General features: G+C 33.1%; 15 protein-coding genes and 1 other annotated feature. Of the genes, 5 read left to right on the top strand and 10 right to left on the bottom strand.

Annotated features, from left to right (window positions below):
- Positions 1 to 11 precede the first annotated feature (11 nt).
- The 7 genes from plsY to pta form a co-directional block, all read right to left on the bottom strand.
- Positions 12 to 674, bottom strand: coding sequence for a glycerol-3-phosphate 1-O-acyltransferase PlsY (gene plsY / locus EHE19_RS07920; protein WP_137696452.1), 663 nt, complete (start codon positions 672 to 674; stop codon positions 12 to 14).
- A 74-nt stretch (positions 675 to 748) separates the two neighbouring features.
- The gene (gene der / locus EHE19_RS07915) at positions 749 to 2071 is read right to left on the bottom strand and encodes a ribosome biogenesis GTPase Der (protein WP_137696453.1); all 1323 of its coding nucleotides are present in this window, start codon (positions 2069 to 2071) and stop codon (positions 749 to 751) included.
- 174 nt (positions 2072 to 2245) lie between these two features.
- A complete protein-coding gene (locus EHE19_RS07910) occupies positions 2246 to 3643 on the bottom strand; it encodes a DUF512 domain-containing protein (RefSeq protein ID WP_137696454.1) in 1398 nt (465 codons plus the stop codon).
- Positions 3644 to 4170: 527 nt separating this feature from the next.
- The gene (rpmF, locus tag EHE19_RS07905) at positions 4171 to 4353 is read right to left on the bottom strand and encodes a 50S ribosomal protein L32 (protein WP_137696455.1); all 183 of its coding nucleotides are present in this window, start codon (positions 4351 to 4353) and stop codon (positions 4171 to 4173) included.
- Positions 4354 to 4396: 43 nt separating this feature from the next.
- Entirely contained in the window at positions 4397 to 4894 is a 498-nt protein-coding gene (locus tag EHE19_RS07900; protein WP_137696456.1) for a YceD family protein, read from the bottom strand.
- A 183-nt stretch (positions 4895 to 5077) separates the two neighbouring features.
- On the bottom strand, positions 5078 to 6271 hold the full coding sequence (locus tag EHE19_RS07895; RefSeq protein WP_137696457.1) for an acetate/propionate family kinase: 1194 nt from the start codon (positions 6269 to 6271) through the stop codon (positions 5078 to 5080).
- A gap of 338 nt (positions 6272 to 6609) precedes the next feature.
- Entirely contained in the window at positions 6610 to 7605 is a 996-nt protein-coding gene (pta, locus tag EHE19_RS07890; protein WP_137696458.1) for a phosphate acetyltransferase, read from the bottom strand.
- A gap of 447 nt (positions 7606 to 8052) precedes the next feature.
- On the opposite strand from pta, the gene EHE19_RS07885 reads away from it, so the two are divergent.
- The 5 genes from EHE19_RS07885 (at position 8053) to EHE19_RS07865 (ending at position 15789) form a co-directional block, all read left to right on the top strand.
- Positions 8053 to 9660, top strand: coding sequence for a spermidine synthase (locus EHE19_RS07885; RefSeq protein WP_137696459.1), 1608 nt, complete (start codon positions 8053 to 8055; stop codon positions 9658 to 9660).
- 285 nt (positions 9661 to 9945) lie between these two features.
- On the top strand, positions 9946 to 10692 hold the full coding sequence (locus EHE19_RS07880) for a toll/interleukin-1 receptor domain-containing protein (RefSeq protein WP_137696460.1): 747 nt from the start codon (positions 9946 to 9948) through the stop codon (positions 10690 to 10692).
- A gap of 132 nt (positions 10693 to 10824) precedes the next feature.
- Positions 10825 to 11132, top strand: a binding site (T-box leader).
- A 59-nt stretch (positions 11133 to 11191) separates the two neighbouring features.
- Positions 11192 to 12652 carry a glutamate--tRNA ligase gene (gene gltX, locus EHE19_RS07875; protein WP_137696461.1) on the top strand — a complete coding sequence of 487 codons (1461 nt, stop codon included), beginning with the start codon at positions 11192 to 11194 and terminating at the stop codon, positions 12650 to 12652.
- A 12-nt stretch (positions 12653 to 12664) separates the two neighbouring features.
- Complete coding sequence (locus tag EHE19_RS07870; protein ID WP_171003498.1) at positions 12665 to 14377, top strand: glutamine--tRNA ligase/YqeY domain fusion protein; 1713 nt, start codon at positions 12665 to 12667, stop codon at positions 14375 to 14377.
- 194 nt (positions 14378 to 14571) lie between these two features.
- Positions 14572 to 15789, top strand: coding sequence for a cofactor-independent phosphoglycerate mutase (locus tag EHE19_RS07865; RefSeq protein WP_137696462.1), 1218 nt, complete (start codon positions 14572 to 14574; stop codon positions 15787 to 15789).
- Between the two features lie 618 nt (positions 15790 to 16407).
- Here EHE19_RS07865 and EHE19_RS07860 read toward each other — a convergent pair.
- From EHE19_RS07860 to EHE19_RS07850, 3 genes are all read right to left on the bottom strand, one after another.
- Positions 16408 to 20949: a hypothetical protein gene (locus tag EHE19_RS07860; protein ID WP_205314733.1), complete on the bottom strand. Its 4542-nt coding sequence runs from the start codon at positions 20947 to 20949 to the stop codon at positions 16408 to 16410.
- The gene (locus EHE19_RS07855; RefSeq protein ID WP_137696463.1) at positions 20943 to 23234 is read right to left on the bottom strand and encodes a PKD domain-containing protein; all 2292 of its coding nucleotides are present in this window, start codon (positions 23232 to 23234) and stop codon (positions 20943 to 20945) included. Before EHE19_RS07855 ends, EHE19_RS07860 begins: the two co-directional genes overlap by 7 nt.
- 83 nt (positions 23235 to 23317) lie before the next feature.
- Positions 23318 to 24613 carry an S-layer homology domain-containing protein gene (locus tag EHE19_RS07850; protein ID WP_137696464.1) on the bottom strand — a complete coding sequence of 432 codons (1296 nt, stop codon included), beginning with the start codon at positions 24611 to 24613 and terminating at the stop codon, positions 23318 to 23320.
- Positions 24614 to 24684: the final 71 nt, after the last annotated feature.

Below are 24684 nucleotides of genomic sequence, written 5' to 3'. Positions count from 1 at the left end.
TACCTCCTGTATTATCTTTCAATGTCCTTTTTCTTAGCGCCAATTTTTGATTCAGTACCATTTATAAGTCTTTTAATGTTTGCACTATGTCTGCATATTGCCAGCAAAGATAAAATAGCAGCAAATACTGAAAATACTAATCCATTCCCCTTAATATATGCTGCTATAGGAAATACTACACATACAGTAATAGAACTTAACGAAACATACCTTGTAATTATAACAACAACTAAAAATATACCAAAAAGTATAAGCCCTAGCTGCCAGTCCATCATCATAACAACTGCGAAGGATGTTAGAATTCCTTTGCCGCCTTTAAATCCAAAGTATAGGGGCCAATTGTGTCCAATAATTGCAGCTATACCACCTGCCATACCTCCAATGCCAACTACAGTTGATAATTGGCTTCCAAAAACACCATCCATTGCTGCAGAATTCAAAATAATATTACCAATTATATATGATAATACTCCTTTTAATATATCACCTAACACCACAAGAACTGCAGCGACTTTGCCTAATGTTCTTAAGGTATTCGTCATTCCTGCGTTTCCGCTTCCATGCTTACGAATATCAATCCCATAACATTTTCCTACAATTATTGAAGTATTTATACTACCTAAAAGATACCCAATAATCAAAACTAAAATGCATCTAATAATAAAAAGCCCCATACTAACCTCCATTCTAACTACTAACTATAAAAGCTCGACAATGCACCATGTTCGCACAAACTATACTGTCGAGTTTATTCTTTGTCCCTCTGCCTATGAATAAACCGAATAGGAGTACCTTCAAAACCAAAATTCTTTCTTAACTGATTTTCAATATATCTCTCATATGAATAATGAAACAGCTGCGTCTCATTGACAAATATAACGAAAGTCGGCGGCTTTATTCCAGTCTGAGTCATATAATAAATTTTCAATTTCTTTCCCTTATCAGAAGGAGGCTGTACCATCGCAACTGCTTCATTTACTAAGTCATTCAACATTCCTGTTGAAATTCTGAATGAAGCCTGTTCTGCCACATATTTGATAAGTTCATAAATCTTATTAACTCTCTGTCCTGTCTTAGCTGAAATAAATAGTACCGGAGCATATGTCATAAAACCAAGACTTTCATAAACTTTTCTCCTATATTCCTCTAATGTTCCAGTTTCCTTTGCAACTAAATCCCATTTATTTATTACTATAATTGCGGCTTTTCCCTGATCATGCGCATAGCCTGCAATTTTTGTGTCCTGCTCAGTAACTCCATCCACAGCGTCAATCATTATTAAACATACATCCGCACGCTCAATGGCAGTCCATGATCTAATCGCACTATATTTTTCTATATTTTCATTTATCTTACTTCTCCTTCTAATACCAGCAGTATCAATAAATGTATACTTTTGACCCTCTATCTCTATATGAGTATCAATTGCATCTCTAGTAGTACCTGGGATATTGCTGACTATAACACGGTTTTCTCCAAGTATTGCATTAATAAGGGATGACTTTCCTGCATTTGGTTTACCAACAACAGCAACCTTAATGACATCCTCATCCTCATCATCATCAATATCCTCTGGAAAATGCTCAAAAACAGCGTCCAACAAATCTCCCATGCCTAAGCCATGCACTGAAGATATAACAATCATATCACCAATAGCTAAATTATAAAATTCATATACCTCTGGCGGAGGATCTCCAACTTTATCTACCTTGTTTACTGTAAGGATAACAGGCTTATTTGATTTTCTCAGCATTGTTGCCACTTCTTTATCTGTGGCTGTCATACCATCTTTTGCATCCACCATAAAAATTATAACATCAGCAGTCTCTATTGCAATCTCAGCTTGACGTTTCATTTGCTGCATTATTATGTCCTCTGAATATGGCTCTATACCACCTGTATCAATTAGAGTAAACTTTTTATTTCTCCATTCAATCTCGGTATATATCCTATCTCTTGTAACACCTGGGGTATCCTCTACAATAGAAATTCTTCTGCCTGCTAAATAATTAAAAAATGTTGATTTCCCAACATTTGGCCTTCCAACCACTGCCACAATAGGCTTACTCAAAGCTTACACCTCCGAATTTATTAAGAACAACTACTAAAATGCTGATATTTTCCGTTCTCTAATTTAGATTAATTACATAGCTTTCCCTCTTAAATACAAGTACTAAAATAAACAATATTTTGCTGCTATAATAATTGCATTAAATTAGCAGCGAAATTAATTTTGAATCTAAAATTAGAATTCACCTATGATTGCACTCACAAAATCAGCCCCATCATTTTCAACAATGCGGATTTTAACATGCAATTCAGCTTCTATTTGTTCAACAGTATAATCATCTAATAGTACGTGTTCTCCTGCTCTTAACATGCTCCTGCTTATTAATAATTCCTGCCCCAGCTGCTTGTCCTTCAGTTGCTCAACAATATCCCTGCCGGTCAGCAATCCACAGACATTAACATGTTCACCAAAAAAATTATTTTCTATATCATAGACATTTACATCTATTCCTTCAAAAACCTTTAATATATCACTAACCAATTTTAATATATTTTTATAAACAAGTCTACCTGTAGCAATACTTATATGTCTTTTTGACTGAATTTTAATTTCCCTTGTATCACAGTCCTGTAAAGTATCCTTGCAACTAGACTTCCCATTTTTCCACATTTGAGCTAATTTTAAAGTATCTTTACTTTTTAATGCCTCAGTTACTTCATTTATAAATAGTGCTAGCATTCCAACTCCATTTTCTATTTGCGGAAAGCCTTCATAGGATTTATAATTTGGAATGTCCATTTCAGCATTAATATAAAATTCATCAGATAGATATATAACTCGTGAGCCCTTCTCTTGCAGAAACTCATTTTGCCATCTATGTACTTGATTAATAACATTAATGCTGCTTTCTTTGTCAAATGGAATTAGATTGTATAAATTATCTCTATATTTAGTTATTCCAACTGGAACAACTGAAACACTGTTTACTGCAGGATATAGCTGTGCTAAATCTCCTATTGTCCTGTCTAACTCTTGCTTGTCATTAATATCTCTGCATAATACTATCTGGCAGTTAACCTCAATACCACTATCAGTGAGCATCTTAATTTTTTCTAAAACATCGCCAGCAAACCTATTTCCCAGCATAAACTTTCGGAGTTCAGGATTTGTGGTATGAACAGATACATTTATAGGAGACATTCTATAATTAATAATTCTCTGTAGTTCGTCTCTTTTTATATTGGTTAATGTAACATAATTACCTGTAAGAAAGGATAGCCTAGAATCATCATCCTTAAAATACACCGTCTCACGCATACCTTTTGGCAGTTGATCAATAAAACAAAAAATACATTTATTTGTACAGCTTTTAGCTCCGTCAATAAGCGAATCCTCAAATTCAATGCCTAAATCTTCACTCTCATCCTTTTCAACCTCTACTTCCCAAATCTCTCCATTAGGTTTCTCTATCTCAAGTAATAATTCTTCTGAGGCTTGAAAATACCTATAATCAAATATATCCTTAATTTTCTGCTTATTAATGGATAAAAGGAAGTCTCCTTCTTCAATACCGGCTTCTTCAGCTATACTGTTCTTTTGAACAAAATATATTTTATTTTTATTATTGCTCATATAATAACACCATCCTATAATCAAGAAAATTCGCTTTCTCATATCTTCAGTTCAAAGCAATTTTCTTTGTTCACAAAGTGTATAAGCGACCCCTTTAGGAACACACTAGTTCCCTTGCTCGAATCACTTTGTGTTTACTCCGTATCCATCTTAAAATATCCACAAAAATAGTAATTTATCATTCTGAGAATTATTTAGTGTACAATCACGCTCATTATTTTAAATGATATTGAAACACTTAAAATATAATTTCCTACTAAAATATAAGTTCTTAAATTGAAAAAGTTTAGTTCCATACAGCTTTTATAGCGCAAGCTGTAAGCCCATCATTTCATTTATATTATTTCTCAATTTATATTACTCCAACGCCATTAAATAAAGCCATTTAATATAGATTATTGCCATTATCTCATAAACATATAAATTAATATATACTTAAAACCCATATGTAGATTGTCATAGGCCTAATTGGAACGCAAAAATCAAAAAGCAGCAAGAATAATCCTGCTGCTTTAATGACAATATTATTATTTAGCTTCTACTTTAACTACCTGCTTGCCATCATAATAACCACATTCAACACATACCCTGTGAGGCAGCTTATAAGTATGACACTGTGGGCAGCTTACTAAAGTTGGAGACGCCAGTTTCCACTGGGATCTTCTTTTACCTGTCCTAGCTTTGGAAAATCTATTCCTTGGGTTTGCCATCAATAACACCTCCCTACTATATTGCAACCATCTAAGTAGAAACCTATTTGAAAAAGTCTTTAAGAATTTCCATTCTTGAATCTACTATTTCGCTTTCATCACAATTACAATTTTTAAAATTTAAATTAGCACCACAATTCTTGCATAAGCCTTTACAGTCTTCGCTGCAAATAATTTTAGTAGGCAAGGCAAGTATTATGTTGTCAATAAGTGGTTTTTCAATGTCTACAACATTACCTTCATATATATATGCATCGACTTCATCAGGATCAAAAACCTCACCGAAGACTTCATTTACCTCTATGTCCATGGCTGTTTCAACAGGTTTCAGACATCTAATGCAATCTGCAACAAACTCAAAATGAAGTTTACCACTCAACTTTAACAGACCGCCAAAATTAACAATGCGACCTGTAAAATCAAAAGAAGGCTTAAATTCTACTGAATTATCAAACTCATGCAATCCAGGTAAATCGCCGGAATAATTGACATCTATACCTGCACCTTCAGTTTTAACAATATCAGATACATTTACTCTCATTAGTAACCTCTTAAAAACCGACAATTGATATTATACTAACTAATACAACATTTGTCAATAATTCAATTTCGGATAATTTTTTATTACTTTTCCATATCTTAATTATGTGAATTCCCCACAGAAAAAGTCTGCTGGTGCTCATATTTATTAATAACTTGTTGCTAAAACAACACGAAATTATAGTTATTTTAACATTCTAAGCACTTCTCTTGCAATAGCAAGTTCTTCATTAGTCGGAATAACTAGTGTTCTAACCTTTGCATCTTCAGCGCTAATGTCAATTTCCTGACCTCTTATTTTGTTTTTCTCTTCGTCAATTTTAATTCCAAAGAAGTCCAAATCATTAGCTATTCTTTCTCTGATGTTAAAATCATTTTCTCCTACTCCTGCTGTAAATACAATTGCATCAACACCATTCATTATAGCGATGTAAGCTCCAATGTATTTTTTACAATCATAACAGAAAATATCCAAAGCAAGCTTTGCTCTTTTATTACCTTCCTTTGAAGCAACTTGTACATCTCTAAAGTCACTGCTTACTCCTGATACTCCAAGAACACCTGACTTCTTGTTTAACAAGTTGCTAACTCCTTTTATAGTAAGGTCTTCCTTCTCCATAAGGAAAGTAACAACTTCAGGGTCAATTGTACCACTTCTTGTACCCATTGCAACACCCTGCAAAGGAGTAAATCCCATAGATGTATCAACAGATTTTCCTTTGTTTACAGCACATATACTTGAGCCATTACCAAGATGGCAAGTAATTATCTTTAATTCATTAAGAGGCTTTCCTAATAATTCAGCTGCTCTTTCTGCAACAAATTTATGTGATGTTCCGTGGAAACCATATCTTCTTATTTTGTATTTTTCATACATCTCATAAGGTAAAGCATAAATGTATGCTTCTTCTGGCATTGAACTGTGGAAGGTTGTATCAAAAACTGCTACCATTGGTACATTTGGCATAATTGCTTGACAAGCTTCAATACCAATAATATTTGGTGGATTGTGAAGTGGAGCTATGTCAATACACTCTCTAATAGCCTCCATAACGGTTTCATCAATTACCGCTGAACTGTTAAATTTCTCACCGCCATGAACTACACGATGTCCTACTGCTGAAATTTCAGACATGTTTTTAATAACGCCAATTTTTTCATCAACAAGTGCACTAATAACGGCCTCAATTGCATCCTTGTGGTTCTTTAACACCTTTTTAATTTCAACAGCATCTTCTGAACCTCGTGTTTGCTTAATAAAAGAGTTGTCAATACCTATTCTATCACATAAGCCCTTCGCTAAAACTGTTTCATTTGTCATATCAATTAACTGATACTTTAATGAGGAACTTCCTGCATTAATAACTAATATCTTCATTTACAACACATCTCCCTTTACATATTATAATTCGCTGACTTTACTTATTTTTCAATGCAAAATTCAATTTTAAAAATCATCCTACAATTTGAATAATAATCTTACTCAACCATCAAATGTATATTTCAAATGATAAATTTGAACTTATACCATATTTAACCTTAAATATTAAGCGATTCAATAAGCATTTAATTATTCAGTTATAACCTACTTTAAGAATACCTAAAGCATATTTTATTTTTTTCATTATGCAAAAAACTCATTAAACCTTTACATATAAAGTAAAAATACCAAATACAGATATGCTTACTTTAACTAATATCAGCTATCTATAGCAACTACGCATTTTGAGCCTGTACACAAGTTATTGCAACAACACCAACTATATCTTCAGCACTACAGCCTCTTGAAAGGTCATTTACTGGCTTTGCAACTCCTTGAATAATAGGGCCATATGCCTCTGCTTTTGCTAGTCTTTGAGTAAGCTTATATGAAATATTACCACAATTAAGATCGGGGAATATAAGTACATTAGCTTTTCCAGCAATATCACTTCCAGGAGCCTTTGACTTTCCAATTTCAGGAACTATCGCTGCGTCAGCTTGAAGTTCTCCATCAAGCTTAAGGTCAGGAGCCTTTTCTTTTGCAAGCTTTGTAGCTTCTATAACCTTTTCAGTTAATTCACTCTTTGCACTGCCATATGTTGAATATGAAAGCATTGCAACAACTGGTTCAGCCTGTACAAGAGCCTTAAAGGATTTTGCAGAGGTTATTGCAATTTCTGAAAGTTCTTCTGCATTTGGATTTTCTACAAGTCCGCTGTCTCCATATACAAACACACCATTTTCTCCGTATTCACAATCAGGCACAACCATAACAAAAAACGCAGAAACCAATTTTGATCCTGGTGCTGTCTTTAATATCTGTAGTGCTGGTCTCAATGTATTTGCAGTAGAATTGATAGCACCAGCAACCATTCCATCTGCATCGCCAACTTTTACCATCATAATTCCAAAATATAATGGATTTTCTAATAATATTGCTCTAGCCTGTTCAATTGTCATGCCTTTTGCTTTTCTCAACTCATATAAAGTATTTACATACTCGTCCATTTTTTCGAAATTAGTCTGGTCAACAATTTTAGCCTTTGATATATCAAGTCCTGCGCCAAGCTTCTGTATTTCCTCTTCTTTTCCCACTAAAATAATATTAGCAATACCCTGTTCTTGAATCATTGCTGCAGCCTTTAATGTTCTAATGTCATTACTTTCTGGAAGTACAATAGTTTTGATATCCTGCTTTGCTCTGCTGATGATTTGTTCTAAGAAATTCATAATTAAATAACCCCTTTCTTTATTTAAGGCAATATCAATAGATTTTATTAATTATTAAAAATTTTGCATATTGCTTTTTGATACATTTTTATTATTGGTTTATTTATTTTATTATTATAACCTGGTCATATAACCTGAAACCAAGCAAACTCCACCTTTTATTATATACAAGTTGTTCATTGTATACAAGATAAAAATAAACAATTTAATTCATAAAATCTTAATTTTAAAAATGTTTTGCAGATTTATGCCGTATATAAAGCTATTATCGCAGCATAATTTAAAATTAATATAAAACAAAATTAATTTCCAAAATTTAGTATATAAACCTGTCCAAAATTCAATTCACAAACCTTCTAAATTGTTATAAACTATATTGGTATAGTATAAAAATTAATTCTGCAGAAGCACTGCAGACCATATTCGAAAGGATTAGGTAAATTATTTATGAAAAATAGGCTTCTTTTATACTTAACTTCATTTTTTTGCGGAATGTCTGTTATGGCTGTAGAACTAAGTGTTTCAAAGCTCCTGGCACCATATTTCGGAACTTCTCAGATAATTTGGACAGTTATTATTGGTCTAATAATGATCTCTATGAGTATTGGAAATGTTTTGGGGGGCAGATCTGCAGATAAACATAACAGCATGAATAGATTGTATGTAATTATATGGGCCGCTGCCTTATGGATTGCAGTAATACCCTTTATTGGCAAATACGTCATTGTTGGTATAATGGGCTTACTTGCTCTATTCTTCCCGACAAATTTACTTATTACAGGTTCAGTCATATCCTGTTTGGTTTTATTTTCAATACCTTTAATTGGCTTAGGCATGGTTTCACCTTATTTGGTAAAGATAGGTGTCACCGATACCAATACCGATACTACAGGTAAGACTGTAGGGAAAATATATGCTATGAATACAATAGGAAGTATTATCGGAACTTTTATACCTACCTTTGTAACCATTCCATTTGTTGGTACAAGCAAAACTTTCTTAATTTTTGCAATGGTCTTAAATTTAATCTGCCTTACCTATTTTATATTAATAAAATCAAAGGTTTTTAGAGTTTCAATCAGTGCAGTAATAATTTTTGCCCTTATATTATTGCCTATATCAAATTCATATGCTTTTTGGACAGATTGTGTTGTTGAGGACGAATCTGTATACAATTATTTACAGGTAACTGAAGACGAAAATGCTGTTTATCTTTCAACTAACGTAGCTTTTGGTGTTCAATCTGTTTATAAAAAAGACAATAAGCTATCTGGTTTTTACTATGATTATGCATTAATGGCCCCCCAGTTCATCAAGGATTTTGATGCTAATAAAAAATTAGATTTACTAATTTTAGGCAATGGAACAGGTACATATGCTAAACAGTCAAAAAAATATTATCCAAATACAAGTACAGATGCCGTTGAAATTGATTCTAAAATCATTGAATTATCTAAGAAATATTTTAATTTGAAAGATGATGAAGCCAATATTTATGAAACAGACGGACGAACTTTTCTTTCTGATAAGAAATGCGGAATGTACGATGTTATTATGGTTGATGCGTACCATGACATTACTGTTCCCTTCCATATGGCAACACAAGAATTTTTCACGGAAGTATCCAAGCACCTAAAGCCAGGCGGTGTAATTATTTTGAACATTAATATGAAGTCAAAAGGCGATAACCCTATAAACCAATATCTTACTCAAACTGTAAAGAGTGTTATGAACAAGGTTTACACCTGCGATTTGACCAACAGCACTAATGTTTTGCTATTTGCGTCAAATGATAATAATATGCTAAGTAATTTTGAAGATAATATAAACAAATTTGAATCCGACAACCCTTTATCAAATGTAGCTTCATATGTATATGACAAGCTTCAGGAGGTCACAAAAACAGAGTTAATTTTTACTGATGATGTGGCCCCAGTTGACATATTAGGCCAGAGCCTTTTAAATGATATTGTTAAGGATGAACTTCAAAATTTTAAGGATATGGTTGACTTTGAAAATAAGGGGTTTGATGGGATATTTGAGTTGCTGAAGTAACGCTTATAACTTAAGTAGGATTAAATGTAAGTATAATTATATTTAAGTTTTTATGGTACAATATGGATAAACTAACTCAACCTTCGCATGTAAACTTCCATTGGTGTGATAGAATTATTTGGGTTGTTGTTAAAATAATTGCTATTTATAAATTTCATGTAATTATTTTGAACCCCAACTTTCCATTGATAATACTACCACACCTAATATTACTAGCCTTTAAGCAGTATACTCAAATGTGAAATTTGAGTTACAAAATAATTATTATTATTAAAGAGGTGCAACATGGAAAAAGCTGAGGCAATACGAAAATTATCTGATATTTTATGGCAAATTGAAACAATTTATAATTTAAGTACTAAATCATCTGAATTTATTAAATGGAAGACATCAACTCAAACAGCTTTAAAATATATTTTTGGTGACAATTCTTCACACATTGAAGACTTTATTAAAATTAGATATTTACCAAGTATTGCTACGATAAATACAGATTATACTAAGTATTATAACCAAGGTTTAGATAAAGCAAAAGCAATATTAGAATCTTTTCTTGATGAGATTAAAGAATATTGGAAAGAAGATTCTCTTGATAATCAATCAAAAATAAAAGATAGTAATTTTGTAAATGAGAACTCTATTTTTTTAGCTTATAGCTATAGACCTGAAGATGATGAGTTTGTTGCTGGTTTTAAATCTTTTTTGGAACATAACGGGTATAATGTTGTAGATGGTAAAGCTGACAGACTTGGTTCTATTTCTAAAGCCATTCTTGATAAAATTTCAAAAGCAAAATATGCTGTTATAATAATGACTAAACGAGATAAAAAGGAAAATGGAAAATATACTACAGCTGCTTGGTTGCTAGAAGAAAAGGGTGCTGCATTGGCTTTGGGTAAAAATGTTGCAATGTTTGTTGAAGAAGGTATAGATGAAAATGATATTGGTGGATTGCAAGGTGATTCTCAAAGATTCCACTTTACCAGAAATAATTTCATGTCTAAAGCAATGGAGTTTATAAAGTGTATATAATAGTTAATTATTTAGTAGTAGTTAATTTTATTTGTTATAAATAATTATGATTACATAAAAGATAATAATAGCATATATAGCCTTGACAGTCATTTGAAATAAATAATATAATATGATAAAACAAATGGATATTTATTAGCAATGACGATAATAAGTACATCTTTAAGTTCATTAGTCATATTTGACAAGCAGAGAGCCGACGATGGTGTGAGGTCGGCATGAGCACTGATGGAAACAGGTATCTGAGCTTCAAGCTGAAGAAACAGATTTGTTCAATATCAAGAATAGTATTTTAGTAAAATACTTACTTTTCAGTGTTCATGCACTGCCAATATTGTTCTAATCTGAAGTAAGCTTGACGGGAACTCCCGTTATAGAGAAACAAAGAGGGCTTTGCCAAGCAAGGTGGTACCGCGGAAGATTAACCTTTCGTCCTGCATATGGACGGAGGGTTTTATATTTTTTTAACTTTTTATTGATTGAAGGGAGATTATTTAACATGCATATTACGAGAACCAGATATGCGCCTAGTCCTACAGGATATATGCATATTGGAAATTTGCGAACTGCATTATATGAATATTTAATTGCAAAAAAGGATAACGGAAAATTTATTTTGAGAATTGAAGACACTGACCAAGAGCGTTATGTTGAAGGCGCTGTTGACGTTATTTACAAAACTCTAAAGCTAGCTGGAATTGAGCACGATGAAGGACCTGACGTTGGAGGAGATTATGGTCCATATATTCAGAGTGAAAGAAAAGGCATGTACCTTGACTATGCAAAAAAGCTGGTTGAACTAGGTGGTGCTTACTACTGCTTCTGTACTAAAGAGAGATTAGCGCAATTAAAAGAGGAACAGGATTCAGCAGGTCATGGCCACAGATATGATCGCCATTGTCTAAAGCTATCTAAAGAAGAAATAGAACAAAAATTAGCCAATAACGAGCCATATGTTATTAGACAAAAAATGCCCGATACTGGTTCCACAAGCTTTGAAGATGCTGTTTATGGCACTATTACCGTAGAAAATAGTGAACTTGACGACCAAATTTTAATTAAAACAGATGGTCTGCCCACATACAATTTCGCAAATGTTATTGATGACCACCAAATGGCTATAACTCATGTAGTAAGAGGAAATGAATACCTTTCCTCTACCCCTAAATACAATCTTTTGTATCAGGCATTTGGTTGGGATATACCAACATATGTTCACGTTCCATTAATCCTCAAGGCATCAGGTCAAAAGCTGAGTAAAAGAGCCGGTGACCCTTCCTTTGAAGATTTAGTTTCAATGGGTTATCTGGTTGAAGCTATAGTAAACTACGTTGTTCTGCTTGGCTGGAGTCCAAGTACAAATCAAGAAATATTCTCTCTAAAAGAGTTAGAAGAGGTTTTTGATATATCAGGTATTAGTAAGGCTCCTGCAATTTTTGATATAAATAAGCTGACTTGGATGAATGGCGAATACATTAGAAAAATGCCTGTTGAAGAGTTTGACAAGCTTGCAAAGCCATTCTATGAAAAGACATTAGTAAATAAAAATATTGATACATTAAAGATAAGTAAATTGTTGCAGGTAAGAACAGAGGTATTGACTACAATTCCTGAAACTATTGATTTTATTAATGAACTGCCCGATTATGATATCAATATGTATGTTCATAAAAAGAGTAAAACCACATTGGAAAACTCACTTGAGAGCTTAAACTCTGCATATCCTATATTGGAAGCAATTAGTGATTGGAATGAAGAAACTATACACACAGCTTTATTTTCCCATATTGAAGCATTAGGAATTAAAAACAGCTTGATGCTTTGGCCTATTAGAACTGCTATATCTGGTAAAGCTGTAACACCAGGAGGAGCTATTGAAATAGCTGATATTTTAGGAAAAGAAGAAACTCTGAAACGAATTAAAATAGGTATTGAAAAACTTAAAAGTGCTATAGGATAGGAGTGTATAATAATGTCTGAAGAAACTAAAAATGATATTTCTAATGAAGAATATGTTTCATCTAATTTTATTTATGATTTAATTGATGAGGATTTAGCAGCGGGAAGAGTTCCAAATAATGAAATTCATACAAGATTTCCACCTGAACCAAATGGATATCTTCATATTGGTCATGCCAAAGCAATATGCATTGATTTTGGTACTGCCTTAAAATATGGCGGAAAATGCAATCTTCGTTTTGATGATACAAATCCAAGCAAGGAAGATGTTGAGTATGTTGAATCAATACAGGAAGATGTAAAATGGCTAGGCTTTAATTGGGATAACCTCTTTTATGCTTCTGATTACTTTGAAACCATGTACGAATGTGCAGTAAAGCTGATAAAAAAAGGATTAGCATTTGTATGTGATTTAACTGCTGAAGAAATGAGAGAATATAGAGGAACTTTGACCTCCCCTGGTAAAAATAGCCCTTACAGAGACAGATCTATTGAAGAAAACCTTGACTTATTCGAGAGAATGAGAAAGGGTGAATTTGCTGATGGTTCAAAGGTATTAAGAGCAAAAATAGATATGTCTTCTCCTAATATCAACATGAGAGACCCCGTTATATATAGAATTGCAAGAGCACATCATCATAGAACTGGTGATAAATGGTGCATTTATCCAATGTATGATTATGCACATCCAATAGAAGATATAATTGAAGGTATTACCCACTCACTATGTTCATTGGAGTTTGAGGATCATAGACCTCTATATGACTGGGTAAAAGAAAATGTTGATTTGCCTGCAAAACCAAGGCAGATAGAGTTTGCACGCTTAAACCTTGCTTATACTCAAATGAGTAAACGTAAGCTGTTACAGTTGGTTAACGAAAATTATGTAAGCGGTTGGGATGATCCAAGAATGCCTACTATTTCTGGTTTAAGAAGACGTGGCTACACTCCAGCTTCAATAAGAACCTTCTGTGAAAAAATTGGTGTTGCAAAAAATAATAGCATGGTTGATTATGCTTTACTTGAACACTGCATAAGAGAAGATTTGAATGCAAACGCTCCAAGAGTTATGGCAGTATTAAATCCTCTTAAGGTTGTTATAGAAAACTACCCTGAAGGTCAGGTTGAGTGGTTTGATGTTGAAAACAATCCTGAGTGTCCTGAAATGGGAACAAGAAAAGTTCCTTTCTCAAGAGAAATTTACATTGAACAGGAAGACTTTATGGAAAATCCACCAAAAAAATTCTTCCGTTTAGCACCAGGAACAGAAGTACGTTTAAAAAATACTTATTTCATTAAATGTGAACGTGTGATTAAAGATGAAGCAACAGGAAAAATCCTTGAACTTAGATGCTCCTATGACCCTGCTTCAAAGGGTGGAAACTCACCTGACGGCAGAAAGGTAAAGGGTACTTTGCATTGGGTATCAGTAGAACATGCTGTAAAAGCAGAGGTACGCTTGTACGATCACTTGTTTACAAAAATTGACCCAGAGGATGTTGAAGAAGGACATGATTTTAGATCCAATATAAATCCTAACTCACTAGAGATACTTGAAAACTGTATGGTAGAGCCAAGCTTGATTAATTCAAAGCCAGGTGATCGATTCCAGTTCCTAAGAATGGGTTATTTTTGTGCAGATATAACCTCAAGTGAGAACAAACTCATATTCAATCGTACAGTTGGATTAAAAGATACTTGGGCAAAGGTTGCTGTTAAAGGCTAATAAATTGGAAAATCTACTTTCGAAAGTTATTACTATTATTAAGCTGATATTTTAGTTTTTGAACTAAATATTATTTATTGTTTGCAACCGCCGCATGCAGATAACTCAATAACATTGCTCAAACTTATATAAAAGTGCTAGAATTATTATTATGAAAATTGAGTTAATATTTTAAGTGAAAAGGATTTGATTCTATGAAATATATTGTAATTTTGGGAGATGGTATGGCTGATTATCCTATACCAGAATTGGATAATAAGACCCCTCTTCAATATGCAAAGAAGCCAAACATAGATATGCTTGCTAAAAAAGGAACTGTAGGTCTTGTAAAAACTATTCCTGATGGAATAGCCCCAGGAAGCGATGCTGCAAATCTTTCTGTTATGGGTTACAATCCAAAGGTCTATTATACAGGGCGTTCACCGTTAGAGGCTGTAAGCATGGGTATTGAGTTATCTCCAACAGATATAGCTCTCAGATGTAATCTGGTTTATCTTTCTGAAGCCGAAGAAGAATATTCAGATAAAACTATGATTGATTATAGCTCTGATGAAATTTCTACTGCTGAGGCAAAAATCTTGATTGAAGCAGTGAATAACGCATTAAAAAGCGAAAGCATTACTTTTTATCCAGGAATAAGCTACAGGCATTGTATGGTTTGGAGCAATGGTAAAACAGATCTGGGGTGTACTCCTCCCCATGATATTTTGGAGAAAAAAATTGCACAATATCTACCAAAAGAGGAATCTGGCCTTTTACTAGATATGATGATTAAAAGCTATAATATTCTGAAAGATCATCCGGTAAACCTTGCCAGAAAGGAACGAGGACTCAGGCCTGCTAACTCCATATGGCTTTGGGGTGAAGGTAAAAAGCCAGCTTTAGCTTCTTTTCCCGAGAAATATAATAAAACTGGTGCAATGATATCAGCTGTTGACCTTTTAAAGGGTATAGGGCTTTGTGCAGGCCTTGAATCTATTGATGTTGAGGGTGCTACCGGTAATGTTCATACTAATTTTATTGGCAAAGCAAATGCTGCAATTGAAGCAATTGACAGCGGAAAGGACTTTGTTTATGTACATGTTGAAGCCCCTGACGAAAGTGGTCACAGATATGAGATAGATAATAAGGTTAAATCCATTGAATTAATAGATTCTCAAGTGGTTGGTCCAATTTTAGAGGCAATGAAGAAATATGATGAATATAAGATAATGGTGCTGCCTGATCATCCTACACCACTAAGCTTGCGTACACATACGGCTGAACCAATCCCATTCATCATATATGATAGCACTAATGAGATTGATTCTGCAGCTTCTAGCTATGATGAGTTTGAGGCAAAAAAGTCAAACATATTTATAGATGAAGGTTACAAGCTAATGGATTTGTTTATTAAAGGTTTTTTGGATTAAATCGAATATCAGAAAAATAAACTTTTAACATTTTCAGAATATACATAATTTAGTCCACTCTTGATTGTATACTTACTAACCGTTAATACTCCTGCTTTTCTAGTAGGAGGAGTATTAGCGGTTTTATTTTGGGATTTTACTTTGTTTTTGGGGATTTATTTGGGGATTTATTTTGGTGCTTTGTTTATTTAGGTATTATTTTGAGGATTATATTGAAGGTTATTTTTAGGTTATCTTTTTTTTATTTTTTAGGTTTTACTTTGGCTTTTTGGTGGGTATTTCGCGGGTTATTTTGGAGGTTTTTTGAAGTTATCTTTTTTGTTATTTTTTAGTTTTTATTTTGATGTTTTTGAGGTTTTTACTTTCGTTTTATTTTGGGGTTTATTTGTGGGTTATTGGGAACTTATTTTTTGTGGATTTACTTTGGGGGCTTTTACTTTGACTTTTTGGGGATTTATTTAATTTACTTTAGTTTATTTTGTAGGCTATTTTTTTGAGGTTTTTCTGTATTTATTTTGAGGTTTATTTTGGGGTTCATTTTGAGTATTACTTTGGATATTGTTTTAGGTATTTTTTTTGGTATTTTTCGAGTTTTTCGTATTGTAATTCGGTTCTATGTCAATGGCTCTGAGTGAAATTTAAGTCCTCAGTAGCTTTGCCTTTCACATAGAGTATAAGTCTGGAGTTATTTCTTTTATCCCATGTGTCCAGCCATTTCTCATTTCCATAGATTGTATTCCCTTTTTTTACAACCAAATCAAAGCTTATAAAGGTTTTGTTATCCGTTTCCAATGGAATTATCCATTCAAAGGTATAAGTATCCCCATCAGCTTTTGTTAGTATAACTGTGTCTGTCCGCTCTTTTCCTTCTTTTATATATTTTATATTGAATTTTGCATAATCAGGCTGTCCTGCAATATCAATTTTACCCTTAATCTTGTATCCTGCCTTGATATAAGTTCTATCAAAGTTAACAAGATTATAGTAGTTTATTGGCATTTTTATAGTTCCAATATCTGTATTATTACGTCTGGGATACCTATCAATCACTCCATCATGGTTATCATCTATCCCATTATTTGTATCAAAATAATATTCTCTCCACCCTATGTCCAACATCATTGTAATAAAGAAATTTCCTGCTTTTATTTTTTCAACTGTATAGGGTCCAAATTTTGTATAGCCTTCATTATTACTCATATTTCCTGCATAGTCTTCATCTCTTATATAAAGATACCATATTCCCTCCTGGGTTTGCGCTGCAACAAATTTTTTAGAATGCACTCCTTCACTTGGAATGTTTATGGTTTGCACAGGATCAGTGCTTTGTGGCTTCACTGAATTTTTTGACCATACATAGGAAATAGTTTTTAGTCCTCGATTATATAATGTATTCAAGGTATTATCCGCACATATTACGGTAATTTCAGCCCCTCTTTCATCTTTGAATATTCCATCGCCTTGGTTAACGGAAACAGTTGGGCTAATTGTATCAATTACAGTTATTGTTTTGCTATAAGGTTTTGAAACTTTTCCGTAGTTGTCTGTTACGGTAAGCGTTATAGTATATTGACCAAAACCTGTAGCTGCAAACTTCTTATAAAACTTATTGTTAGCTGTGTCTAATCTGTCAAAAGATAATTCTTCAGTTACTCCAGTGCTTAATTTCTTTATAGTCCAATTTCTTGTTCTTATAAATCCTCCATAATTAGGGCTATAGGACTGGTCTGTAATTGTCAATTCATTCTGTATCGGCAACGGATTTGGAACAGCAACAAATAAGGCTGATGGGTCGGCTAAACTGCCATCAATACTAACTACTTTTGGCAGACTCCAATCACCTATCCCATTTGGACCATCACTATCCTGTACCCTATACCAAATAATCACTTGCGTACCCACTGGAAATCTCCTTGTTTCAGGTACTTTACCATCGTGCCATATTGTTGTTCCGTCTGAATCTATTTCAGCCCAACGCCATATTTGATTGATTATGCCTTTATTTGCCTTGTCCATATGATCTAAATCAAATGAAAGCTGATTGTCAGTTAGATTTTTAATACTAAAGTCTCCTGGGTAATTCTCAATTTGATAAGTAAATTCCGCTCTAGGTAATCTGTGAGCATATATTGTTGTAGTTGATGGTTCTGATGTTTTTCTGTAATTATCAAAAAGTGGATTAGGCAGCAGCTTCACTAAGGTAACATTGTCTGCTAACAAGAATGAACTATACTCATTTAAAATAGAGTTTGAGATATCGTAAGTTGTAATCTGACTATTTAAAATATCCCCCGCCTCTAATTTCAGATTGTTATACTTCTCTTCTATAATTTCTTCTGTTTTTGATTCTTGATTTGTGACCTCTTTATCTTGGATATTTTCAAATTCTGATTCCGCAGCTAGAGTTACTTGGCTTTTAAAAATATGTATTCTTAGCCTTGTTGTACTAAAGCCTGTTGTAAATGAAACAGAACCTGTTTGTGGAATAGAAGAGTTTCTAATTTCATTTGACGCATGATATTTTAATATATTGAAATTGTCATCCATTTCATATATGACAAATTTGCCGCAGCAATTATAGGCAGCGATTAACCCGCTTAATTTATAACTTGAATTAGGTACTACTGCTATATCTTGATAGTAACATGCTGAATTATTATTTTGTATAGTATTTGCTTGTGCTTTGCTTGCAGCCATGCCCGAAGCAGATATTAATAGTGTATTATTTTCGAAATTTGATTCTAAAGCTATCTCTGTGCTTGATTCCACGCTTGATTCAAAATTTAAATTTGATGTTAACTTTTTGCTTGATTCTATGTCTGATTCAAAATTTGAATTCAATGCTAAATCTTTGCTTGATTCAAAATATAAATTCGATACTAACTCTTTGCCTGATTCCATGCTTGATTCAAAATTTAAATTTGATGTTAACTTTTTGCTTGATTCTATGTCTGATTCAAAATTTGAATTCGATGCTAAATCTTTGCCTAATTCCATGCTTGATTCAAAATATAAATTGGATGCTAACTCTTTGCCTGATTCTACGCTTGATTTAAAATTTAAATCCCATGTTGACTCTGTAACCAAATCTGATACTAATTCAGCATTGGATTGGCCATTTATTTCAGTTAATTCTTTTTTCTTTGTATATATCTCAAAGGAGTTCTTACCCGAAATACTATAAGGCTGTGCCTCTCCCGTTCCAAAGTTAGTTATGCTTAAATTCTCTGCCCAAGCAGTCCAACACACTGGACTACCTGACGCATCTAGCATTTCACCATCACCATTTTGTAGTAAATTTTCAGAATCAGCTATTTGTTTTGGTATGTCCTTAGCATACATTGATATTTGATATGTTCCTGGTTTTATAAACCTTTCCATTGGTGCTGATAACTCAATTCCGCTTAAAGAAGATTTTTCTGCTTGATTAGTAATAGCTTTTCCTGCAATACTGGTATTGTCATGGTCAAATTTGAACACTATATAGGCAGAATCATTTTCATTGTCTACTACATTAGGCTTATATTCCAGCCGTTCTCCACCATTGCTAGAAATCCCAACAATAGACAATCTATTTGCATTTAACACGTTAGTTATTGGACAGGTTAATTTTATGTATGCTATGCTTACTGGAATTGTAAAGTTATTATTTGTTGCAACTTTTACGGGAGAACCGACAATAGATAAATCTTGATTATAAAAATATAAGTTTACATAATTTATTCCAGAATTATTTTCACTTACTGAATAGGTAGCACCACCATTGACTTCTATGTATTCTTTTGTTCTTATGGCAGATGGTTCAATGCATTGGACACCCGTTTTATTATCCAAGCCTCCCGCCTCAAACTCTAATGGTAATTCATTTTCTGTAACAACAACATAACTCCCATTTTCAATTTTATTATTTAGCTTCTGTTCTTCTCTTAATATAATATACTCTGCTAATTCATTAATTGCAGATTCAAGTTCCTTATTATCTATAAAGGTTCCGTTGTTATTATTTTCTTTTATTAACATAAGTGCATCTTCTTTGGTTGCTTTATCGCCAATTTTTATCAGGCTGATATTTTTATCCAGCAAGTTTAATAGTGAATTTGCTTTACCTTCACTATATATATTCTCGGAATATTCTCTGTTACTAAAGTCTACATAATACTTTTCAGTTCCCTGCCTCCATGTCATGCTAGAAATATTTTCACTTATAAAAGATTTACGTTTGATGTTCTCTGAATAAATAGTTAGGTCCTTTAACTCTTGTAAATTACTTATTCCATCCTGCATGAGATGATAGGAAAAATGTCCTCCATAATATGCTGATACAGTAAAGAAACCATCTACTTTGAAATCAAAACATTTAGCATTGCTGCTGAATTCAATTTCAATATTACCACCAGAAGAATTATCCAAAGCATTAGGATTATTTTTTGCTCTGCCAAGTTCAGAACAAGTGATATTATGTGTTCTAATTAGCTGTGTTTTTTCATAGTCCGAATAAAAGCTTATATATAATAACCTTTCATTTGCGCAATTTATCTTATCATTTACTGCCTCATTATCAAGTATAAAGCTTTCTATTCGAATTTTATCAGGTTTAATTATATAATCTATTTTCCCTTTTATACCACCACTTATGTTGCTATAGTCTGCACCAAACGGGCCAATTTTATTTTGTGGGTAATAAATTTTTCCAGTGTCAAAATTAATTTCCTTCAATTTTGATTGTTTAGAGTAAATATTTTTATCATAGGAGTCAATAATATTTAGACTGTAATCAATTCCTTTTTGAGCTAACTTGGGTTTTAGAATCTCATTAATTTTGCTTTTTAGAATAGAATTGCTGTACCCTGATGTGCCATCATTAGCAAAGTTTATATCAATTGCAGTTCTTTTGAATAAGTCCAGTGCTGCATATGGAGGAAGGTTTTGTCCTTCTATATCAATGTATGCAAATGAAGAAAATTGAGAAATAATTAAAAATATTACTGTAAGAATGCCAATTTCAATGGATAACTTCGTTCTTCGTGCTATGTTTTTTTTGTATAGTTGATTGTATAATTGATTATGAAATTTATTTATGTAAAGCTGTATTCTGGAAAATTGATTTACGAAAAACTCTTTCATGTAAGTTTGTTTTGCTTTATTCAGTTTTATCACCATCCTGTTGCTATAGTTCTTCGAATATCAGAAGGAATTAACAACTCTTTAATTGTTTCATCCTCTGGAATGTACTCTTCAGCAATTAATTCAATTCTATATTTCCCCACATCATACCACCAAAGCTCTATAATGGTATCATTTTCATTATCTACTATTAAACGTATTTTTTCTTCTGGTAAAAAAGGACTGGTTATATCATCTGCAAAAATATGTTGATCGGCTTCATCAGAAAAATCGCTGTTTCCTTTGGCATCAATATTGTTATCACTATTGTATCTGCAGTACCAATATCTTTTCCCAATAATATCTCCATCTGGTGAATAGGACTTATCCTGTATTTCTATTTTTCCAAATTTGCTTTTGGTGCTGTCAATTGGATTATCATATTCACGCAAATTAACTTTTGGTGCTTCTAGAATTACAATGGGAGGTTCATCCTTATTTACTGTTATTGTTCCCTTTATGGTATCATTTGCTGGATAACTATTGGTAATTGATAAGGTTACTCTATACACACCAGAATTTCTTGCTTGAAAATAAAACTCATCTTGTCCATTTAATAATGCTTGGTCCGAATTTGAAGAAATTTTGATAACTGTTCCATCTCTAAGCTTCACTCCAAAATCCCATGTTGCACCAGTGCCAATAACAGGTTCTATATACCACTTAGTTTTGCTCCAAATTATTGGATAGCGGTCAGGAGTATCACTCATCCTTGCACTTATTGTTATTTTCCTATTTTCTTTTATTTTTCCTGATAAATTAATGTTTGCAACTGGTGTAGGCGGCATAACCTCTATTTCATGGGTGGTGCTGTCTGTTAAACCATTACTGTCTGTTACAGTCAATGTTATTGTGTATTTACCAGGATTAGCAAAGGAAATATTGCCACTTACCTTATCTAAGCCTGTAGACCAGCTATATGATTTAATTACTGCATCTGCCTGCCTACAATATGAGCGAACACCGGAAACTGTGAATTCATTACCTGCTTTAACTTTTTCAGGTGCGTCAATTATTGCCTTTGGTCTTTTTAATTCTTGATACCAAAAGTAGACATATGCATTTGGATTTGAATCAGATAATGTAACTATTTGAGAAATGACATTGGACTGCATTACTGCTATTGAAGGTATTGCTTGAATTGAACCTGTATATGTTGAATAGGAGCCTTTTATAGAATAGTTGTTTAAAGCTGGACTGGAAATTTCTTTTGGCATGTCATAGGGAATATTAGGTAAAGTGCTGGAGGATAGAATTGAATTTGTATTATAATCAATGCATTTAATATATATATTGCCTGAATTAGGCTTAGGTGCTATTACATGAACTGTATGTATTTTTGACTCTGCAAGTACTGAATCTTTATCTGATGCAAGTTCAGTATTCCTGCCTTTAATTTGAAAGGTATAGTCTTTTACTTGATCCAATGTTATTTTAGTTTCAAATTCCATTGGTATATTTATATCTTCATTTGGATTCTTCTGCTCAGTACCATAAAACTTACCATCAACAAAGGCTCCTATATGGTGACAGCCAGTACCAATTCCCTTTATAGTAACTGTAGTGCCCTGTATCACTGTTGAATTATCTTCTGGAAGGTTAAGAACTACATCAGGTGGAGGCAACGGCTCAGCAGCTAGTGTTAAACTCAAATCAAAATATTCACTTTTTGTATTTTCCTTAAATGTTTCAGAAAACTCTGTAAAGTTGCCATGCTTAATGCCTTTTGAATCAATATATTCTATATCATCTTTGCAATCTGCAAATACATTTGGAGGTGAATTAATTCCATTTGAATATGTTCCCATTGGAGTAGGCTTTCCGTCTATGTATTTATATTTTAGTATCTTTGCATTTGCATGAACAGTACAGCCTGCTTTAATTATTTTATCGTACAACCGTTTATTACTGACAAGGTCACGTATTGATTTCCCTCCCGCTATACCTGTAAATTCCCTTGTCCAGCCAGTAGTTAGCGGAAAGGTATAAGTTCTTGTGCCGCCGCTTGTGTTTACGCTGGATAGCGGCACATATACCGAAACAGGGGTTGATGATACTTCTTCATTGCTGAAAGTGAAATTCCAGCCGATGCAAAAGGCTTGAAGAGGGGAATTGGAGGGGATGGAGTCGACGGTCATGGAAAGGGCTTGGTGTTTTGCATTGTCAGTGTCTATTCGTAATTTCTTTTCATCAAAACCAGCATTTACAGGAATGTAAATACTCATATAAGCTGTTATAATACAAATATATAAGAATAGTCTCACAAATAATTTTCTATTCATTTTTTATATCCACACTACACATTTTGGTACAAGTGCCCATTAAACAGCATGGATTTAAACCTCCTTATTTATTGTAATTGAACTTAATCTTTTATTTGAGATATTCTAACTTTAGATATTGCGTGCATTGCAGTTGTCTTTAGTCCTATTTTTTCTGGATAAAATGATACTTGATAATCTTGTTCATACCAAACACCAACTTGCATTATTTTACCAGTACCACTTACGATTTCCGAACTAAGAACATTTGTACTTGTAGGTTTTAAATACCTAAACTTTATCGTTCCTCTTAATCCTAATGATCCACTATCAGTACATACTATAAGACCCTTACTAGTATAAAATTTACCTTCTGCTATGAACTTATTATTTTTTATATAGTCTAAGTTATCTTGTAAAGAGTTCTTTATTGTATTTGTCTCTAATATATCTTTTAAGTCTACTTTAAGTTTATCAATCTTTGTATAATCTGCATTATACCATGAGAGCAGAAACTTACTCCCCACCCGTACAATCTCATCAGCAAACTCTTCCTCTGTCATACCATAATCTTTACCCCATCCACTTAAATATCCTGACTGGTCAATTAAATACTTATTACTCTCATAAACCGAACCCTTATACAAACCTTGAGTATTATTCAGCAGTTCAGGTGAGATATGCTTGACACTCTCTTTCCATGCAGCATATCTTTCTGCTTCTTCCTTTTCCTCTCTCGCTTTTTGCTCCTTTTGATCCAATTCAGCTATTTTTGCTGCTTTATAGCTTTCAGCATCAGCAATATAGTCTACTAAGTTAACTATTACTGCTGCCACTTCAGAACGCTTTATATTATTTAATGGATAAAAATATCTCTGTCCATTTACAACAGAACCAAGCATTAAATACTCTTCAAAAGCCCTGTTTGAATATCCAATTTCTGATTTAACATCTGAATATGGAGATGTGTTTTCAGTACTTTCCTCAAGATTAATTGACCTACACAGCATTTCTACAGCTTCCTGTCTTGTAATAGCTTTATTAGGATAAAACTCAGTATTCTTGTCTATAAAATTAGCCTCTACAGCTGCTGAAAGCCACTTGCTTGACCAGTGATTTTGAGTGTCTTTATATGTATATCCTTCTATCTGCGTTAAGCCTATTGCTTTGCATAGAAATGTTACAAACTCAGCTCTTGTGACTGAGTTATTTGGTCCATATTTATTGTTGCCTATTCCAGCTGTTATTTTTAAGCTTACCAGCCTGTTTACATATTCATAATACCAAGCGTTACTAGCCACATCAGAAAAAGCTGCTGCTTCCGATATTGATGAAATATTAGCAAATGAAACTATTGCCATTGCTAATAAAATAAATAATGCTCTTTTTAAATTCCTCACTTTGATGCCCTCCCTAAACTAGCAATTAATTATAATTTCTAAATAGTCTTAACAATCACATAGATTGGCGT

It is taken from the genome of Ruminiclostridium herbifermentans (assembly GCF_005473905.2).
GTDB classification, from domain to species: domain Bacteria; phylum Bacillota; class Clostridia; order Acetivibrionales; family DSM-1351; genus Ruminiclostridium; species Ruminiclostridium herbifermentans.
The sequence above is the reverse complement of the archived record's forward strand: the minus strand, read 5'-3'. Positions and strand labels throughout refer to the sequence as shown.

Coding starts and splice junctions, on each gene's coding strand:
- plsY (WP_137696452.1), bottom strand. CDS start 674: ATGGGGCTTTTTATTATTAGATGCATTTTAGTTTTGATTATTGGGTAT.
- EHE19_RS07910 (WP_137696454.1), bottom strand. CDS start 3,643: ATGAGCAATAATAAAAATAAAATATATTTTGTTCAAAAGAACAGTATA.
- rpmF (WP_137696455.1), bottom strand. CDS start 4,353: ATGGCAAACCCAAGGAATAGATTTTCCAAAGCTAGGACAGGTAAAAGA.
- EHE19_RS07900 (WP_137696456.1), bottom strand. CDS start 4,894: ATGAGAGTAAATGTATCTGATATTGTTAAAACTGAAGGTGCAGGTATA.
- EHE19_RS07895 (WP_137696457.1), bottom strand. CDS start 6,271: ATGAAGATATTAGTTATTAATGCAGGAAGTTCCTCATTAAAGTATCAG.
- pta (WP_137696458.1), bottom strand. CDS start 7,605: ATGAATTTCTTAGAACAAATCATCAGCAGAGCAAAGCAGGATATCAAA.
- EHE19_RS07885 (WP_137696459.1), top strand. CDS start 8,053: ATGAAAAATAGGCTTCTTTTATACTTAACTTCATTTTTTTGCGGAATG.
- EHE19_RS07880 (WP_137696460.1), top strand. CDS start 9,946: ATGGAAAAAGCTGAGGCAATACGAAAATTATCTGATATTTTATGGCAA.
- gltX (WP_137696461.1), top strand. CDS start 11,192: ATGCATATTACGAGAACCAGATATGCGCCTAGTCCTACAGGATATATG.
- EHE19_RS07870 (WP_171003498.1), top strand. CDS start 12,665: ATGTCTGAAGAAACTAAAAATGATATTTCTAATGAAGAATATGTTTCA.
- EHE19_RS07865 (WP_137696462.1), top strand. CDS start 14,572: ATGAAATATATTGTAATTTTGGGAGATGGTATGGCTGATTATCCTATA.
- EHE19_RS07860 (WP_205314733.1), bottom strand. CDS start 20,949: ATGGTGATAAAACTGAATAAAGCAAAACAAACTTACATGAAAGAGTTT.
- EHE19_RS07855 (WP_137696463.1), bottom strand. CDS start 23,234: ATGAATAGAAAATTATTTGTGAGACTATTCTTATATATTTGTATTATA.